This window comes from Marinicrinis sediminis (assembly GCF_042685085.1).
Taxonomy (GTDB): Bacteria; Bacillota; Bacilli; order Paenibacillales; family KCTC-33676; genus Marinicrinis; species Marinicrinis sediminis.
This window is the reverse complement of sequence record NZ_JBHUMM010000014.1, coordinates 134,440-152,693: the sequence shown is the minus strand read 5'-3', so window position 1 is coordinate 152,693 and position 18,254 is coordinate 134,440. Positions and strand designations below refer to the sequence as shown.

General features: G+C 48.5%; 17 protein-coding genes. 3 read left to right on the top strand and 14 right to left on the bottom strand.

The features are described 5' to 3' along the window. Positions 1 to 235 precede the first annotated feature (235 nt). The 4 genes from ACFSUC_RS08980 to ACFSUC_RS08965 all read right to left on the bottom strand — a co-directional run bounded on the left by ACFSUC_RS08980 (position 236) and on the right by ACFSUC_RS08965 (position 5,353). Positions 236 to 3,016: a vWA domain-containing protein gene (locus ACFSUC_RS08980; protein ID WP_379929213.1), complete on the bottom strand. Its 2,781-nt coding sequence runs from the start codon at positions 3,014 to 3,016 to the stop codon at positions 236 to 238. Between the two features lie 318 nt (positions 3,017 to 3,334). Then, positions 3,335 to 4,288 (bottom strand): thioredoxin-disulfide reductase, encoded by a 954-nt coding sequence (gene trxB, locus ACFSUC_RS08975; protein WP_379929212.1) that lies wholly within the window; start codon positions 4,286 to 4,288, stop codon positions 3,335 to 3,337. Positions 4,289 to 4,309: 21 nt separating this feature from the next. Continuing rightward, entirely contained in the window at positions 4,310 to 4,750 is a 441-nt protein-coding gene (locus tag ACFSUC_RS08970; RefSeq protein ID WP_379929211.1) for a Dps family protein, read from the bottom strand. 57 nt (positions 4,751 to 4,807) lie between these two features. Continuing rightward, a complete protein-coding gene (locus ACFSUC_RS08965; protein ID WP_379929210.1) occupies positions 4,808 to 5,353 on the bottom strand; it encodes a peroxiredoxin in 546 nt (181 codons plus the stop codon). A 227-nt stretch (positions 5,354 to 5,580) separates the two neighbouring features. On the opposite strand from ACFSUC_RS08965, the gene ACFSUC_RS08960 reads away from it, so the two are divergent. Then, positions 5,581 to 6,003 carry a hypothetical protein gene (locus tag ACFSUC_RS08960; RefSeq protein ID WP_379929209.1) on the top strand — a complete coding sequence of 141 codons (423 nt, stop codon included), beginning with the start codon at positions 5,581 to 5,583 and terminating at the stop codon, positions 6,001 to 6,003. Positions 6,004 to 6,041: 38 nt separating this feature from the next. On the opposite strand, the gene ACFSUC_RS08955 is transcribed toward ACFSUC_RS08960, so the two are convergent. From ACFSUC_RS08955 to ACFSUC_RS08920, 8 genes are all read right to left on the bottom strand, one after another. Continuing rightward, the gene (locus ACFSUC_RS08955) at positions 6,042 to 8,207 is read right to left on the bottom strand and encodes a heavy metal translocating P-type ATPase (protein WP_379929208.1); all 2,166 of its coding nucleotides are present in this window, start codon (positions 8,205 to 8,207) and stop codon (positions 6,042 to 6,044) included. Next, positions 8,200 to 8,547 carry an ArsR/SmtB family transcription factor gene (locus ACFSUC_RS08950; protein WP_379929207.1) on the bottom strand — a complete coding sequence of 116 codons (348 nt, stop codon included), beginning with the start codon at positions 8,545 to 8,547 and terminating at the stop codon, positions 8,200 to 8,202. The genes ACFSUC_RS08955 and ACFSUC_RS08950 overlap by 8 nt, the downstream gene beginning before the upstream one ends. Before the next feature lie 223 nt (positions 8,548 to 8,770). Then, entirely contained in the window at positions 8,771 to 9,535 is a 765-nt protein-coding gene (locus ACFSUC_RS08945) for a MerR family transcriptional regulator (protein WP_379929206.1), read from the bottom strand. 334 nt (positions 9,536 to 9,869) lie between these two features. Then, a complete protein-coding gene (locus ACFSUC_RS08940; RefSeq protein ID WP_379929205.1) occupies positions 9,870 to 10,685 on the bottom strand; it encodes an aminoglycoside N(3)-acetyltransferase in 816 nt (271 codons plus the stop codon). 139 nt (positions 10,686 to 10,824) lie between these two features. Beyond that, positions 10,825 to 10,956 (bottom strand): hypothetical protein, encoded by a 132-nt coding sequence (locus tag ACFSUC_RS08935; protein WP_379929204.1) that lies wholly within the window; start codon positions 10,954 to 10,956, stop codon positions 10,825 to 10,827. Between the two features lie 12 nt (positions 10,957 to 10,968). Next, positions 10,969 to 12,549: an amino acid permease gene (locus ACFSUC_RS08930; protein ID WP_379929203.1), complete on the bottom strand. Its 1,581-nt coding sequence runs from the start codon at positions 12,547 to 12,549 to the stop codon at positions 10,969 to 10,971. A 139-nt stretch (positions 12,550 to 12,688) separates the two neighbouring features. Beyond that, positions 12,689 to 13,255 carry a DUF1697 domain-containing protein gene (locus tag ACFSUC_RS08925; protein ID WP_379929202.1) on the bottom strand — a complete coding sequence of 189 codons (567 nt, stop codon included), beginning with the start codon at positions 13,253 to 13,255 and terminating at the stop codon, positions 12,689 to 12,691. Positions 13,256 to 13,388: 133 nt separating this feature from the next. After that, positions 13,389 to 13,748: a hypothetical protein gene (locus tag ACFSUC_RS08920; RefSeq protein WP_379929201.1), complete on the bottom strand. Its 360-nt coding sequence runs from the start codon at positions 13,746 to 13,748 to the stop codon at positions 13,389 to 13,391. 260 nt (positions 13,749 to 14,008) lie between these two features. On the opposite strand from ACFSUC_RS08920, the gene ACFSUC_RS08915 reads away from it, so the two are divergent. Together ACFSUC_RS08915 and ACFSUC_RS08910 are read left to right on the top strand one after the other, a co-directional pair. After that, the gene (locus ACFSUC_RS08915) at positions 14,009 to 14,389 is read left to right on the top strand and encodes an ArsR/SmtB family transcription factor (protein WP_379929200.1); all 381 of its coding nucleotides are present in this window, start codon (positions 14,009 to 14,011) and stop codon (positions 14,387 to 14,389) included. After that, positions 14,346 to 14,873, top strand: a complete 528-nt coding sequence (locus ACFSUC_RS08910; protein ID WP_379929199.1) for an SRPBCC domain-containing protein — start codon at positions 14,346 to 14,348, stop codon at positions 14,871 to 14,873. The genes ACFSUC_RS08915 and ACFSUC_RS08910 overlap by 44 nt, the downstream gene beginning before the upstream one ends. Positions 14,874 to 15,051: 178 nt before the next feature. Here the strand turns inward: ACFSUC_RS08910 and ACFSUC_RS08905 are convergent, their stop codons facing one another. Beyond that, positions 15,052 to 15,816: an S-layer homology domain-containing protein gene (locus ACFSUC_RS08905; protein WP_379929198.1), complete on the bottom strand. Its 765-nt coding sequence runs from the start codon at positions 15,814 to 15,816 to the stop codon at positions 15,052 to 15,054. A 48-nt stretch (positions 15,817 to 15,864) separates the two neighbouring features. After that, entirely contained in the window at positions 15,865 to 18,207 is a 2,343-nt protein-coding gene (locus ACFSUC_RS08900; RefSeq protein WP_379929197.1) for an immunoglobulin-like domain-containing protein, read from the bottom strand. Positions 18,208 to 18,254 lie beyond the last annotated feature (47 nt).

Below are 18,254 nucleotides of genomic sequence, written 5' to 3'. Positions count from 1 at the left end.
CTGTATCATTCGATTCAATCCGACTGTTGGATACAGTGACCTGCGGACCAGTGTCTGGGAATACATTCAACGCATGGACCATCAAACCTACGGAATCTTGTTCGAAGCTTCCTCTGTTGTTGTTAATCTTTACATTGTCCAATTTGGCGACCGTGGCGTCATCAGAAAATACAGCATCATAGGAAGCTATCTTGATATTGCTCGCATCAAACCTCGTATCTGTTATACGAGTATCTTAGTTGCCTTCCAGAGTCAAAGTTCCCGTTCGAGAGAAATAGGATTCTTCAATGGAAATATCCGAGGTCCCACCGTTATGACCAAAAAAGCTTCGGTGAAGTTGCTTGATTGAATCATGATTTCGATAGAATACACTGTTGGCTACATGGAGATCGACAGCTTCATCCAGGAAGAGCGCGTTTCTCGCATTGAAGAAAGCGACATTCACCAAATTCAACCTGGATTCCGGTGTTGCCAGGATACCGCTCCAATACGCTTCGTCTACCTTCCCGTCCTCGAATATAATCGTATCTTCATATTGATCCAAGGCTAAGCTGCTGCCTGCTTGAAGTGTTCCTTCTACAGTGAGATCAAATTTTTCCACAGAGAAAGGTTCATTCAAGCTTTTCGAATTGTAGGAAATTACTCTGCTCCTTGGTTGAATCGTAAGTCTTCCCTGCTTCTCTACCAATACCTGACCAAGTAAATGAATCCGACCTTGCCAAGTCTCTGTCCCAGTGATCTCAAGGTAATTCTCATCGTCAATGATTCGATCAAAGATGTATGGCACTAAGTGAATTTGATGGGAGCTTGAAGAGTGTGTATATGTTTGGGTACCATTATATTCCTCTTTGTCTGAGAATCCATCTCCATCGGTATCCCAATAGGGGGGATTTAAATACGGTGTATATGATGAAGATATTTGAACGGATGACCCCGCATTTCCATCGGCAGACAGGGGCAGTTGATCATCTGGAACATAATGAACCTCTTCATAATCACTCAAGGAATCAAAGTCGGAATCCGCAGTCAATGACTTCGTACCATATACCTTACGCTCCTCAAAATCACTTAACTGATCTCCATCCGTATCCGGGAGCAAAGGATGACTGTACATCGGATAGTATGAATAGGTTTGATTAAACAAATTGATTTCAAAAGCTTCCCCGACTTCTTCACCGTCGAGCAATCCGTCATCATCAGAATCGGGATCATGCGGATCAGTCATGACCAGTTTGCTAAAGAATAAGCCCGTACGTATTCCCTTGATTTCTACACTGTCCGGTATCCCGTCTTCATCACTGTCCGCCGGATCGGTAATAATCTCGCTGATGCGATCGTACACGATGGGCAACTCGGAGGCATCCGAAACATGAAAGTACTGCCCACCTGTCCGTCCAGCAATTTCTTGCAATAGGGACTGATCAAGATTGTTGCCGAGACCGATCGTATAGATCGTAATGCCGTTTTGGATAGCTTGATCGGTATAAGCAGTACTGTAGGAGCCTTCCCCGTCTGTCAGTAAAACTTCAACCTTAATCCGTGACTCATCACTATGCTGAATCAGTTGTTCGTTGGCAAGATGTACGCCAGCTCCAATATTCGTACCACCTGAAGAATCAATGGTATCAATGGATGACTTAATTCCTTCGAAATCATCAGATAATTCCTTGAGCAGCTTCGCGCTGGAATCAAAATCAACGACACCTGCCCGATCTCCCACCACGACGCCTACACGGCTTCCAGGAATTAAGGCATCCACAAAATTTTTCGCAGCCGTTTTTCGGTACCCATTCGGGTCATTCCAGCTCATGCTGCCTGAAGAATCTATAATCATCATCACATCAATGAAAGTGGTGGCTGTCTCTGAACTGCGTTCACCAGCATGAAATGGAATTTGCCAAATTTCACTCAAATTCGGAAAGTAAAATAAAGTGTATAAGGAAAAGTGATCCGTTTCTCCCCATACTGTCCCATTTGCCTCATCAATGCCTTGTACATCTAACGGTACATAGGTCATCTTTTCTTCATCATAGTAAACCATTTTTACTTGTTCTAATGCGCGATCTCCCAGACGATTCATATCTACAGGAATGTTAATCTTCGCTTTTTCAAACGTCTGGTCTGTCTGCAACTCTATGACAGGAGATACCGCATAGACATGATCAGTGACCGTTATTTCTGTCGCATTATGTATCCGAATCTCTTGGCTCAAGTCCCCTGGTCCCCAAATCGTCACCTCTGCACCGCTGGACTCGTGAGTGATTCGCTGTTCGAACTGTTCCTGTCCATCCAGGATGCCATCTCCATCGGAATCCGGATTAAGCGGGTCCGTTCCAAACTTCAATTCTGCTGCATCAACCAAACCATCCTGATCCGTATCCTTGTCCATCGGATCGGTACCTAACGCCTGTTCTTCCAGATTGCTTAAACCATCTCGATCCGCATCCTCTTCTCCATCTGCAATTCCATCTGTATCTGTATCTACGTTGTTTGGATAAGCAGCAGGATGAAGCTGATCGATTTCAAACTGATTGATCAGTCCGTCTCCATCTGCATCACCGTCAGGATCGTTCTGAATAACTTGCCAATCTTCTTCGAATCTAGCAGCTATCTCCTGATAATCTTTTAACCGTTTCCAGCAATCATGATAAGCTCTGAATGCGGCCTTATGATCCCCTTCCGATTGAAATTCCAAACCCTCCCTAAACAACTGGTCTGCTTCCCAAATCGCTGCATGATATTCCTCTGCATAAGAACGATGAGGCGGTATTATTTGTTCAAACAAGCTCTCCGCTTTTTCCTTATGTACCTGAGCTGCATTTTCATTCGCTCGATTGTCTTTTTCCTTCTTGCCGTGTCCGCCTTGTTTCCCCTGACTCTGATTCTCCTTTTTAGCGGAATCTGCCTTGGCTATCACTTTGTTTGAAAATTCCCAATTCATAATCATGACTGGAGAAAGTTGAAGCAAGAGAGAAAAGGTTAATACCATTGCGATTGCTTTCCATACTTTTTTCAAAATCAAACCCTCCACCTAAAAAGATTTTTGATCCGTTCTACTTCATCTCATCCGTGCAAGCAGCTTTCATCTATCCTCTCCTTATTCACGCATCATTTTGAAAACATGAGTGAATTCAATTCCCTTCTTCTATTTATACTAAATGATGTAAAATGTGGGCGAAATAATACATATGCATTATATTTAATGTCACAAAAAAGCGTCTGACCGGGGGGAGGTCAGACGCTTTTTATGGGTAGAGCTATGTGAAAAATGGGGGTAGAAAACATGAAACATAAAACATGAAACTGAAATTAAAAGATCTATATGAAGCTCAGCTTATTGACTGAGCGTATAGCTCCAATCGATGGTCGCTTCTCCTTCGAGATAGCGCTCTGCATCCAGGGCAGCCATACATCCAGATCCTGCTGCGGTAATGGCTTGTCGGTAGTGTTTGTCCTGAACATCCCCGCAGGCGAAGATGCCTTGTACGTTCGTACGGGTCGTACCGGGCTCAACGAGCAGATAGCCCACGTCATCCTTGCGAAGCTTGTCGCCAAGGAAGGACGTATTGGGACGATGACCGATGGCGACGAAGATTCCGTCTGTTTCCAGCACTTCCTCTTCCCCGGTCTCGTTATGCTTCACTCTGAGACCCGTCACTCCTTTATCTCCGGCTACCACTTCTAATGGCGTGGTATTCAGAGACCAGGAGATTTTCTCATTTTCTCTTGCGCGATCCTGCATAATTTTCGAGGCGCGCATCTCTTCTCTGCGGTGAACCACACGAACCTCAGAGGCAAACTTCGTCAGGAAGTTTGCTTCCTCCATTGCAGAATCCCCGCCGCCTACTACGATGATTTTCTTTCCTCGGAAGAAGAAACCGTCACAGGTTGCACAGGTGCTCACACCGCGACCGATGTTTTCCTTCTCTCCTGGAATTCCCAGCAACTTGGCAGAAGCTCCGGTAGAGATAATGATGCTCTCTGCTTGCAGCTCTTCTCCGCCCTCCAGCTTGAGTGTGAATGGACGCGCATCAGTCGTCACTTCATTTACCCAGCCTGTGCGGAATTCAGCTCCAAAACGCTGTGCCTGCTTTCTCATGTTGTCCATCAATTCCGGTCCCATAATCCCGTCCGGGAACCCGGGAAAGTTCTCTACATCCGTCGTCGTCGTAAGCTGACCCCCTGGTTCAGGGCCTTCGATGACGAGTGGATTCAGGTTGGCTCTAGCCAAATAAATCGCAGCGGTAAGTCCGGATGGACCGGTTCCTACAATGACAACTCTGTTCATGATGATTCACCTCAAATGATTTTAGTCTAGGTATGCTTTAAACATCCACAGATGCAGGTTGATCGCTTCGCGAATGTCTACAAACATATCCGCCGTTACGTTATCGCCGGCTTCTTCCAGCACTTCCGTCAAATCCTGACTTTCTTTCTTGATCGTTTCAAAGTCTTTGACCAATTGTTCGACCATCTCTCGGGAAGCCTTCTCCTTACCCGCTTCTTGCAAGGTTGCGGAGTCCAAAAACTGCTTCATCGTCGATACCGGCTTGCCGCCCAATTGAAGCAAGCGTTCTGCAATCTGATCCACATTTTTGGCCGCTTCATTGTATAATTCCTCGAACTTCTCATGCAGGGTGAAGAAGTTCTCTCCGGTTACGAACCAGTGGTAATGATGAAGCTTGACGTACAATACGCTCCAGTTGGCGATTTGCTTGTTTACCTGTTCAAACGTTTCTTTCTTGGTCATGTGTAATCCCTCCGAAATAAATAATTTATTACGCGTTACACATTCTCTTACCCATAATCAGCCATTTAGAATCTTGTCGCCTGGCTTCCAGTTCATCGGGCACAATCCACCTGACTGCAGAGCTTGCAGAACACGTAGGGTTTCTTCTACGCTGCGGCCTACATCATTATGGTTGACGACCTGATACTTCAACTCTCCCTCTGGATCGATGATGAACAAACCTCTGAGCGCCACGCCTTCTTCCTCGATATAGACGCCATAGTCCTTGCTCACCTGATGCGTCAGATCAGCAGCCAGCGGGAAGGCTAGTTCGCCAAGGCCGCCCTGTTCCTCTGAGGCATGAATCCAGGCGCGATGCGTATGAATGCTGTCTGTGCTGACGCCAAGCACTTCGGTGTTGAGCGCCTTGAACTGATCATAGACTACGCTGAGTGCTTTGATTTCAGTTGGACAAACAAAAGTGAAGTCCATGGGATAGAAGAAGAATACGAGCCACTTTCCCTTGTAATCCTGCAAGCTTGCTTTACCAAATTCTTTTCCGTCGCCGCTGACTGTTTCCATGGTGAAATCAGGGGCTTGACGACCTACCAAACGTGTTGACATGTGGGTTCCTCCTTGATGGTTGAGTATATGTGTGGCAGCTTCCGAAGAGGCTGCGCCTGAGCAAAATCAGTCTTGCTTGCTTACAAGAATGATCATACCATCACTGAGAATTAAAATCAATACTTTTTTATAATGATTTTAAATAAGGGGGTGAAGACGAACCGAATTGCCCACTATTTCCCCAGGATTCGTGGTAAAATAAGGATATAAGGAGGCTTTAACCCTACATGGACGACAAATTTCATTTTCAGTATCAGAAAGCACTATCTATTTTACTCGTACTTGCTCTTGTTCATCTGGCCATTGTCGGCGTGCAAATCTGGATACAGGTTGAGCGGGGACATCCCCTGTTTATTCTATATCTGCTAATTGGGTTAGGCTGTATCTTCTTATTCTTGACTGTGATGATCGTCAGAGATCTGGCAGCCAAAGATTTTATCCGGTTACGTCCCCTGTTCATAGCGGTACGCGATAACAAGCTTTTTGTCCAGACTCCATTAGGCAAAAGAAAGCGCTATGCGCTCTCTCATCGAGACAAACAGTTCTTCACCGATACATTGACGCTTAGCAGCGGACAGAGGGTGGAATTGCAGCTCACCAGATGGACCCGTATACCTGTATCCATTCGAAAGATACCGATACGTTCATAACCGCTTCACGCCTGCCTCGTATAAGAACGTGGGACGATTCAGGATGTCACCGTCACTTTGCTTCCGTCCATTTCGCTGCCTGACGTGCGAAGCAGCCTCATGCTGTTCAATATCACGAGCAAGGCCGCCCCGGTATCACTGAGCACCGCCATCCAGAGCGTCAGCCAGCCCGGAAAGATGAGCAGCAATGCTGCAAATTTGACCAGGAGCGAGAACCAGATATTCTGCTTGATGATGCGCAAGGCTTTCCGACTTAATTGAATGGTATAAGGCAGCTTTTCCAAATGATCCGCCATCAGCACCACGTCTGCGGTTTCCATCGCGGTATCCGTTCCTGCTCCCCCCATGGCAATCCCGAGGTCAGCGGTAGCCAGTGCGGGCGCATCGTTTATCCCGTCTCCGATCATCGCAACCTGTCTGCCCTCCGCCTGTTGCTGACGGATGGCCTCGACTTTATCTTCTGGCAGCAGTTCTGCGGCATAGCTCGTCACTTGTAGTTGATCCGCGACACGTCTGGCTGCATCTGCATGATCACCCGTCAGCATCACCAACCTGCTTACACCAGAAGCCTGCAAAGCTTGCAAGGTATGAGCAGCGGTATCACGTACCGTATCTGAAACCCCAATCAGTCCCAGTAGTTTCACCTTGCTCGCTACGCCGACGATGGTTTGCCCCTGCTGTCTCAAATCAGCAATCTGATCCTCATACGGCTGCAACGAAATTCCGATTTCCTCCAGCCATTTCACATTCCCTGCATAATAATCCTGGCCGTTCATATGCGCCTGAACCCCTCTGCCGGCCGAAGTCTGACCGGTCTTCACGTTCAAGGGGATGACTTGTCGATTCGCTGCTTCGTGCAAGATCGCCTGGGCAATCGGATGCGTCGAATGAGCTTCCAGCGCGCTTGCAATCTGAAGTAATTCGTCCGCTGTGCAGTTAAGCGGCATCACCTGGGTAACTTCCGGCTGTCCTTTCGTCAGTGTACCCGTCTTGTCAAAAGCAGCTGTATCTACGACAGCTGCTTTTTCCAGTGCTGCACCGCCCTTGATCAGCACACCTTGCTTCGCTGCGCTTCCGATGGCTGATACAATCGCGACAGGGGTAGAGATAACCAATGCACACGGGCAGGCAATGACGAGCAGTTCCAGCCCCCGGTAAAACCATTCGCTCCACGCTCCACCTAGCAGCAGCGGAGGTCCTCCCATGACCACCAGCGCCAGAATAAAGACAATCGGGGTATAGATCCGGGCGAAACGATCGACAAATGCCTCCATCGGCGCTTTCTTTTCCTGCGCTTCCTCCACCATATGAATGATACGGGCCAGTGTGGTATCCTCAGCCAGTCTGGTTACCTTGACGATCATCGAACTATGCTCATTGACACTGCCTGCGAACACCGGATCTCCCTGCCGCTTGTCCACCGGCATCGACTCGCCTGTGATGGGGGCCTGATTGACCGTCGTATCCCCCTCCAGAATCTCGCCATCAAGTGGAATACGCTCACCGGGCTTCACGACGATGGTATCCCCGATCCATACGTTTTCGATCGGCATCGCCTTCACGGTGTCACCTTGCTTGACCCAGGCTTCATCTGGGGTAATCTCCAGCAGACTTTCAATCGAACCTCGAGTCTTTCTCATGGAACCAGTTTGAAGCCGGTTTCCCAAGGCAAACAGCCATACGACCATCGCACCTTCCAGCCATTCTCCGATGAACATCGCACCCACGACGGCAGCCGTCATGAGGACATTCATGTCCAGGTTGCGGCTCTTTAACGCATAGTACGCACTGACAGCTGGCTTCCATCCACTGAGCAAGATCGCCAACGCGAACATCAGTGGTGGAAGGTTAGACGCCGTCCAGATGGAGAGCGCAAATCCGATCACAATCAGGAAACTGGATGCCCACAGTTGAAGATCCGTATGACGAGCTTGACTTGGTTGGTTCTCCCGCTTCCCGCGTGTACGATTCAATTCTGTTGCCTTGTACCCGACTTTTTTGACCTCTTCCATAATCTCGGCGGATGAATTACGGTGGCGAATGCGCATCTTGGCCGATGCGAACTGCACACTGACTTCGTCCACAGAAGGATGCTGCTTCAAGTGATTCTCCAACGTTCTGGCGCATGAACTGCAATCCATCCCTTCAATCGCATAGGCCTTCAGGGTATCCGCATGGGTGGATTCATCGATTTCTCTATTCATCTTCTCCACCTCCTATGATGTGATGCTCACACTGATGCATTTCCTGATGAAGCTGTCTAAACAACAGATCAAACGAATCCAATATCTCGCCTACCTGATCATTTCGAAGGGCATAATATACATATTTGCCTTGCTGACGGCTCTTAATCAGGCCGCACCCTTTCAGACAAGCCAAATGCTGGGAGATGTTGGACTGATTCCCTTGCAATATCTCTACGATTTCCGATACCGTCTTTTCCTCTTTCTGAAGACAGTCCAGAATTTGCAGTCTGGTTTTGTCTGAAAAGCCCCGCATAAACTTTACTTTCTGATCCATATCGATTTCGGGTATGAGTGTCATGGTGATCGAACCCCTTCTATCATCTTTTTTTATCCTTTTCTCACTTTTATTTAACATATCAGTCTTCACTAATATGAACATTGCCATCAGGATAACAGATTTGAATGGGTTCGTCAAAAAAATAGCCAACCCTCGTCGCTCATTCTGACGAAGATTGGCTATTGATTTCTCGCGTGTTGTGCAGTAGATGCTTCCACCTCACCCCGATTCAAGCCGGATTGGTCTAGCTTCTTGTGCCGGTGTAGATGTCGATGGCTTTTTTCAAAAAGGCGGCAGTCCCAGGCTGCTCGGCATCGTAGTAAACAGTAAACCGCTCATCTTCTACGTACATCTGAGCCAGTCCTGCATGGCTTTCCGCACTATAGGTTCCCCAGTACATCGTAATCCACTGCCTGTGCAAATCAGCGGCTTGCTGAGCCTGTTCGCCTCCAGGATCGCCCTGCTGGAACGCTTCAGACAACGTCTGCTTGATCGCATGCTCCAATCGTGTGGCTTCCTCATACTGCTTTGCGGTCATGTTACGGAACTGCTCGTTCGCTTGGTCCACCTGCTCTTCCCCATATTTCTCTCGAACTTCTTCCCCGTATTGTCTCTCATTGTCCGCGATGAGCTGACGCTTGAATCCTTCGAATTTCTCCTGATCACGCATATGAATACTCCCTTCTTCTGCTGCGATGCTTTTGTTCACATTAGCGAGCAAGGCATCGAGCTGCTTTTGTCTGTCAAGAAGCTGCTGACGATGATCCAGCAATGCCTGCCTGCGGTCAAAGGCGGGTGCAGATATGACGTCTCTGATCTGCTCCAGACTCATACCGAGTTCGCGGTAAAACATAATTTGCTGGAGCATATCCACTTGCTGTTGACCATAAATGCGATAGCCTGAGGCATTGATTCGGGCCGGCTTCAACATCCCGATCTCGTCATAGTATCGCAAGGTCCGCGCACTGACACCCGCTATGCGAGCCAGCTTCTGCACGGTATATTCCATGGGGTCACCTCCTGACTTCTCTTAGATCGTACACCTTGACGCAGCGTAAAGGTCAATACATGATTTGAAACTCCGTTCGTTTTTTTTGAGAAAGTTCGTTTATCCGGTAGGAACATACAAATGCAAAATAACCCGAAATCCATGATGAATTTCAGGTTTAAATCGCGACTCCCGTCACAAGCGTTCGTTCCACTGCAGAAATTGAAACCGTCACCTTATTTGTCATTGGAACTGTTATTAGGGTTAACAGGGAGGGCTATAGAAAGTGCTGTTTTGCTAGGCTTGATGATAACTGCGCTGCTGCTCGGAAGGGCACGGTACCCTGTAGCCTCGCCTAGCTTCGATTCCTCTCCATCCAGGCTGTTGCCCAGTCAACAAGCGGTCTTTGTTTCAAATATCGGACGTCTGCCTGACCCACCTGGTAGACAGGGATGTTCATGGCTTTATCGTATTCCTGGCCCAATGGCACAAAATCAACGTCATCAACCGCCTGTGTCCGATATGTCACCCATTGCCTGCGGCCTTCTACCATGACGGCACTACTCTCATCTGTAAATGCTTTGGATGCAAAGTTAGCTCTCGTTTCCGCCAGATGCAGGGATGTATTCTTGTCATAACCTACTCCGATGAGCAGTACATACCCATCCAACTGATATAATTTATCTGCTGGGGAGTCGGCTCCGAAGATGTTGCTGAGATCATGATCTCTCGTGAGCCACTCTGCCTGTTTGCCAACAGCTGCGACTGAACGGGCAGGATGATCGCTTCGACTGGCTCCCGGCCACTTTCTGAACATTTCTGCGACAGTTCCCATCCCAATGGCAGGGGTGATTGCTTTGTCATAGGCTGGCCAGTGTGCCCGAATAAGCGGCCAATCCTTCTCTTCTACTTCCCAGTGCACACCAATAGCAGGGTCCAGGTTCTTCCAGGTTTGAGACGGCATCATGAGCGTGCCTTCTTCACCAACGAGTTCCAGCAGGGCCCGAATGAGTGTTTCCGCTCCGCCAATGACATACCCGAGACTTTTCAGTGATGTATGGACAAAGATATGGTGTCCTTGTCTGACGCCACATCCGTAAAATTGAGCGACCAGATCCTCTTTTGTCAACATCGTGGATCGCTTGGATTCATTTTGATTTGCTTGATTCATCGCCTGTCCTCCTGATTTCCATTCAGATTGCAGTGATGAATTCTCCCCGTTACTTCCTATCCCATCTCTGTCTCTCTGTCTCTCTGTCTCTCTACCTGTTTATATGTCTTATCTCTGTTTATGTTGTTTCAGCTGGTTCTTATGTTTCAATCTTTCTTCTTTCTTCTTTCTTCTTTCTTCTTTCTTCTTTCTTCTTTCTTCTTTCTTCTTTCTTCTTTCTTCTTTCTTCTTTCTTCTTTCTTCTTTCTTCTTTCTTCTTTCTTCTTTTCATTGTGCCCTGAAGTTATTGTTTCGGGTGCTTCTGATCCATCCTTTTATCTTTTCTCTGTTTCTCTTCTTTACTCCTTCCCCGACTCCTTCCCTTGCTCCCTCGCTTATTCCTTTCCGTTTCTTCATTCGCTCCCTGTATGGGTAACGACATCTCGTTCAAATCCCATTCTTGTGCGGCTTCGGTCTGCCAGTGAGTGGGAGATGGCTTCACCGGGCCTGCGTCATTTGCTCTCTTGAGATCGAGTGCCCTGTCTGCCTCACGGGTAAACCATTTCTTCTTCACCAGGTACAGGGCAGAGTAGCAGACCAGCAATATGAGTCCTGCTATCAACCCCGCCCCCTGTCCGGAAACAAAGGGCATGCTGATCATGACAGCAACCAGACTCACCATGCCGATCCATGAACTGTAGGGAAACCACCGCAGCCGACAAATGGTTCCATCTGGACACCCATGAGACTTTCTCCAGCGATAATGCGCAGCCAGAATGACCAGGTACGAAAACAATAGCGAAAATCCCCCGGAACTGATCAAGAAGACATACACCTGCTGGGGCAAGAACAATCCAAGTCCAAGTCCGGCCAGCATCGCCACACCGGAGAACAGAATGCCTCGATACGGAATATCCCGCTGATCCTTCAGAAACTTCGGGGCCTGGTTCTCCTCCGCCAGGGAGCGAATCATTCGTCCCAGGGCAAAGGTAGCTGCCAGCATCGTGGAGATAATGGCAGTGATCATGACAACATGCATGACCGTGCCAGCCCAATTCATGCCCCAGCGTGTCAAGGCCAGTACAATTGGACTCTGTTCTTCGACAATCGCTCCGGTTGGAAACAACGGCAAGAACACAAGCAGGGAGGTCACGTACAGACCAGCCAGACCTAGAATAGTGAAGTGAATGGCACGAGGTATGGTCTGCTGCGGATTTTTCACCTCCGATGCGGCCAATCCAATCACTTCAAATCCAGCATATGTAAATATCACAATCAACATGCTTCCTGCAATACCTGTGATTCCACCAGGCATCCACGGCTCAGTTCGCAGCTCTCCTGCCCCTGCTGCCGGGGTGTCCGGCATCAAACCTGCGATGATCGCCAAGCCAATCACGATAAAGCCCACAATGGAGAGCAGTTTCACAGCGGCAAGACCGCTTTCCAGCTTGCTTAATCGTTCAGCGCCAAGCAAATTAAGCAACGTCACCGCTACGATAATCAATCCTCCGGTCCAGGCGGTAGACAAGTCAGGAAACCATTCTTTCAGAAAGGTGGAAGCGGCAATAGATTCACTGGACATGGCGAATACGATACCCGTCCAATAAAACCAGCCTGTCACGAATCCCAGACCTGATCCAAAGCTGCGTTCCGCATAGGTTCGAAATGAACCGGATACCGGATCTGCTACCGTCATTTCTGACAAAGCATAGAGAATGAGATAAACCAACACGGCTCCGATGATATAAGCAATTAGAACACTCGGGCCTGCCGTCTTGATTGCAACGCCTGAACCGAGAAAAAACGATCCCCCGACCACGGTGCCAAGGGCCAGCATGGTCAGATGAAACGTGGACAATCCTTTTTCTGTGTGGGGACTGGACATGATGACTACCCTCCATCTCTTGAAGATCGCACCGCATCTCTGCAAGATGATGCCGTTTTTGCAGCAGACAGGGTGGCGAACTGCGATCAATGGAAGTATTTGCGTATGACCTGAAGATTATGAACGATGTATGTTTTGATCACAAAGAGGAGAGGCGATGGGCCATAGACTGAAGCTTGAGGATGGTTTTCCCATTGCGCGTTGTGGCCAAGCCCAGGGAATGAATCTGGTTAGCCATTTTGGAATTGCGGATGCTATTCGGAAAAAGCAGATAGACGTCTCGACCCACCACTTCCATCCGTTCTTCAGAAGTCTGATACGATTTCCACTTTTCGATTACTTCCGGTGAAGGGGGTTCATGGAGCATGGCCACATAAAAACTCTCTCCCTCACTGGTTTCACTCGCAGCTTGGCGTTCTCCATCTGTAAACGGGTTGTTCGAAATCAGTTGCTCCCATTCGTCTCGTGTTCGAAGTATAACGGGTACGGCAAATCCAAATCGCTCTTTGATCGCTTGCTCCAGCTGGTCACGTAATTCCTGTTCGGGCTGAGAGGAAGTGAACAGCACGTTGCCGCTTTGAATATAGGTTTGAATCTGTTCCAGACCGATTTCCTCGAGCAGCTCTCTCAGCTCTGCCATCTTGATCTTATGGTGTCCGCCCACGTTAATGCCTCTTAACAAGGCGATATAACCGTTACTTGACATGTCTGTACCCCCATCTTTTCTTTTACAGCTTGTATCGAACATACCGGCAACTCAACAGAGCATCCTGCCCTTGATGGCCGTTCCGTTACGGACTCGCCAGATTTCAGTTGGTTCGATTCGATCCTGCCGTCAGTTATCTGTTGAGCGTATGTGCCTCTTGCAGCGATAAGGTTTGAAGCCAGCTCAAAACGCCATCAACCGGATAAAGCACGCCTTCATCTGTCTGAATGGCAGGGATAGGCGTGAATAGTTCTGCAGATGCTTTGATCATATCGCCCAATTGTCCTCTGGAAATGCCGAGGTATTCGGCTAATTCTGTACCTGTCATCAATTTCTTCGATTCCACTGCCGAAGACGAAGCCGACTCCGAACGGTCATGGGAAGACGGCGATCCCGATGAAATTGCATTCGAAATCATCCAGGCACTTAAGATGAGCGACAACCCTAAACCTGCAATGGAAAGCGTAAGCAGTTTGTACCATTTCTCTTGCATAGTCTACATCCTTTCTGGTCATACCTCTTTCTCAAGTCTCCTCTTTCTCTTGCTCCCTCTTTCTCTGGCTTCATTCACACTGTTATCTCCACGGATTGGATGAATGACCCATTCGCTCATAGCTTGAATTATACATGCAAGGCCCATTTCCTTTTTTTTCGCTCCACCTTTAAATATTCCTTTACAGGAATATTCCTGATATGGTATATTAAAAACACACCAAGACCACTACTGTCGAAAATGAAGAGAGTGAAGCCTGTATGGATTACACAGTTTTTGCCGCACTGGCAGAGCCAAATCGTTTTCAGATTGTCGAGCTGTTATCGGAAAACCCGATGACGGTCAGTGAAATCTCTGCACATACGCAACAGCGACAGCCTCAGACATCCAAGCATCTGCGTGTATTGCATGAGGCCGGACTGGTAGCAGCAGAAACGGATGGGAACCGCCGAATTTATTCATTGCAACCAGAGCCTCTGGAAAACATCTCGACATGGCTGGATACGATCCGGCGTCAATGGACAGAACGATTTGACCGACTGGATGATTATCTGCAACACCTTCAAGACCACGATTTACAAAAAGGGAGGAACACACATGAGCAAGTTGCAAGACCCGAACAAGGGAAGCATAACCGTTGACGGATCTACTTTGACCCTGACACGCCTGTTCCAGGCACCGAGAGAACTCGTTTTCAGCGCTTTTACGGAAGCGGATCATTTGAAGCACTGGTGGGGACCACGCGGATGGGAAATTACCGTATGCGAGATGGATTTTCGTCCGGGTGGTTCCTGGCACTATTGCATGAAGTGTATGGATAAGGGACAGGGTGACTTTTATGGGATGGAATCTTGGGGTAAGGCCATTTACCATCAAATTGAGGCCCCTGAGAAAATCATCTACACGGATTATTTCTCGGATGCTGACGGTAATGAATCTGCGGAGATGCCTGCTACGAACGTAACCCTGACTTTTGAAGAAGCAGACGGGTATACAAGGGTCGTCAATCGGGCTGAATACGTTTCTCCTGAAGCGTTGCAAACCGTATTGGATATGGGAATGGAGCAAGGCATTTCGGAAACCTGGAGCCGTCTCGACGAGTATTTGCAAACGGCAAAATCCTGAGCGAATTCAACATCTGCACAGCTATTTGAACGTGGTGTAGCTGGCCAAACCAACCAATCAGGCAAAGAAAAGAAAAGAAAAGGTACTGAGAGGATACGTCAATCGTCTCAGTACCTTATTTGTGATTCCATTATCGATCATGAACCACCTGGTCATTTCATTAGATATAATCGGTCAATTAGAGGGTTCCGTCGATCAGATTGGAAGTGATCAGCAATCTGCGAATCAGTACCGCAATCTCAGCTCGCGTGATATCGGCTTTTGGATCAAGCGTGTTGGTTGTTCGTCCTGTAACCAGACCTGCTTGCAATACCTTCACGATGCTCTCTTGCGACCAATCGGATAGCAGACCTGCATCTTCGAAACTACTCAGCACCGCTTCCAAATCTGATGCTGCAGGTTGCGGATTCAGCTTCGTCAGCTCCATGGCTCTGGCGATCACCGCCATGCCTTCTTCGCGTGTAATGAAGGCATCCGGACGGAAGGTCTCATCCTCATACCCGCTCATCAATCCATAGCTGGTGGCGAGTTGAATCGCTTCTTTATACCAAGCCGTGTCTGCGACGTCTGTATATGCGGTTTCGCTATCCTCCTCATGCACGCCTAGCCCCAGCGCTCTTGTGATCATCGCGGCAAACTCTGCACGTGTGATGCTTTGATCCGGTTTGAATTGATGTTGCTCGTATCCGCTCACGATCAATCTGGCACTCATATCCTTCATCGCATTTTCTGCCCAGTGACCCGCGATGTCCTCAAACGTGACCTCATGATAGATAACGGTATACATGCTGTTGGACAAGCTATTGATTTGTGCGTAAAATTGGCCGTCCTTTTCGATAATCGTCGTTGGCACATGCCGAACGGTTCCATCTTCATCTACGATGACCGCAGTCGTAATTCGATCCGGATCAACACCCTCTGGAATGGCAATCGTCCGGGCCACGTACGCATTGAATCGGGAAATATTGACTGTCTTCTCACCGTAAGCAGCCTATATGGAGAACGAGATCGTTGGCGCTACAAGGGACAAACCACCGTCCTTCGTCGCATTCTCCACGAACTTCGCTTCTTCCTCTGTCGGTGTAGCCAACTCGATTCGGATATTCATATCTGCCAGCTGATCTCCAGCTTGTAACGCTTGAGCCACCTTTTCCATGTTCAGTTGTTCTGTCGGAAGCACATAGGAGGCCTCATTCGTCTGGATTTCCAGCACTTGCCTGCGCTGCTCCATGTTCTTGACGATTCGTCCGTTCAACTGACTTTGCAGAACATCTGACTTCGTGTTTACGGCCAATGTCAGCGTGGATCCATCTTGCTCTTGTTCCAGTTGCGCTGCCAGCTTGTTCTCATCGAGAATAATCTCCGTCACTCGCTGACCGTTTTCTTCTGTGATCGAGATTTTCCCTACGTCTTTTTGCAATCCGTTGACAAAGACTTCGACTTCATCTTCAGGATTGGATGGACGATCAGGTCGTCTTGGATAGGTCGTCTCTGAAGCATTTGATGCGACACTGCGACCTGCTGCATTTACAGCCTGCACGGTGAACGTATACCCGATTCCGTTGGTTAAGCCTGTCACCAGTATTGGACTTTCCGTGCCACTTGTCTCCAGTCCGCCAGGCATGGCCGTGACGACATAACCCGTAATCGCACTGTCACCATCATGGGCAGGGGGGTCAAATGATACGGAGACTTGACCATTGCCACGCAAGGTCTGTGTCAGTGTCGGAGCATCCGGTACTGTACGCGGGGTGGTGCTGGCAGCATCCGAGGCCGCACTTGTAGCCACACTGTTGTTCGCTTTGACAGTAAAGCTGTAGGTCGTCCCGTTCGTCAGACCTGTCACCGTGATCGGACTGCTTGCGCCGGTCACCGTTATGTTTCCAGGCATCGCGGTCACTTCATAGCCCGTAATCGCACTGCCTCCGTTATCGGTCGGGGCTGAAAAGCTGACCACCGCCTGTTGATTCCCAGGTTCCACACTCACTCCGGTTGGAGCACCAGGCGTATCCAGGGGGATCGCGGACAATGTATTCGATACTGCCGTACTGCCACCCGAAACATTCGCTATCACAGTAAAATCATGCTGGATGCGAGGGACAAGTTCCGTGAACGTATACGTATTCACGTAACCCGGGACAGATATACTTCCATTTCCCGAAGCTGCATCCACATACATCACCTGATAGTTATTGGCCCCCGATACCGGCTGCCAGGTCAGTTCCACACTCCGATACCCGGCCTCTGCCTGCTGCAACACAGGCGGGGTGAGGTCGATCACCTGGATGGAGAACGTTTGATTAGCACCTGCATTAAATTGGAAGGTCACAGTCTGCGTCCCCTTTGACAGCGTAGCGAGGAATTCTTTCTTGATGGTGACGGTAGAGCCGGATTCGGTGTAATCCGTTCCGATTAGCAGCGGATTTCCGTTATGCATCACCGAAGAAAGGGTATTGCCGTTCAGCGTCAGACTGACCGATACATCCTGCTGATTGGCTGGAACCAAATCAAAACTCGCCGTTGTCGGTGTCAGGACTGAATCCTGCGCGTCCTGTCTGACTACCGTAATGGGAAACACTTTCGTATCGCTTCCCGAACCTTTCGAGATTGTAGCCGTCAGTGTCACATTCTGATTCCCGTCATGATAGCCAGGCCGCTGAACGGTTCCATTTGTTGCGACAGTCGAGGAATCTGAGCTTGCCCACGTAATGGTAGAACCGTTCGAGCCACTCGTTGGCAAGTATACATCCTGTGTCACACTGGTCGCGCTGTCCCCAGGCGCATAGGCAACCGTCAGAGCTGACTTGTCAGCTTGAATATCGATAAGATCCGGATCATTATAGAGCTCCAACTCATATACCGTCGGCGCCGGATCGGCACCGGTAATTTCAAAAACGAGTGCTACATATCGAGTTGTAAATGGCGTGGACAAGACCTCGTCAATCGTATCCCCTGTAAAACTGTTGCTTACACTTGCTTTTGGATCACTCACATATGAATAGCTGAAACTATCTGGGCTTTGCAGCAGTCTCGCACTTTTCAGCGTCCCTGCTTCTCCCTTCACTACCCAGTGATTCACCGTCTCTACAGCACCCAGATCCAGTTTAATAAAGCTATAACCGGGTGAACCGGAAATCCATTTTGTCGTGTCATTCCCATCCGTTGCGTAGCTAAAATGGTAGATAGTAGAGCCATCGTCATAGTTACCAGTCGATTCATAACTATTGAATAAAGCCAGATTTGTTGCAGAAGCATCTGCTTGGTGAGTTGGTATGACTGGTAAAATGACCATCATGAACATCATGCTGGCCATGGCCAATCGCATCCATCTCATGTTCCTATTCCTCCTCATATTTGTGCAAGAAATGAACTTGCAAATCA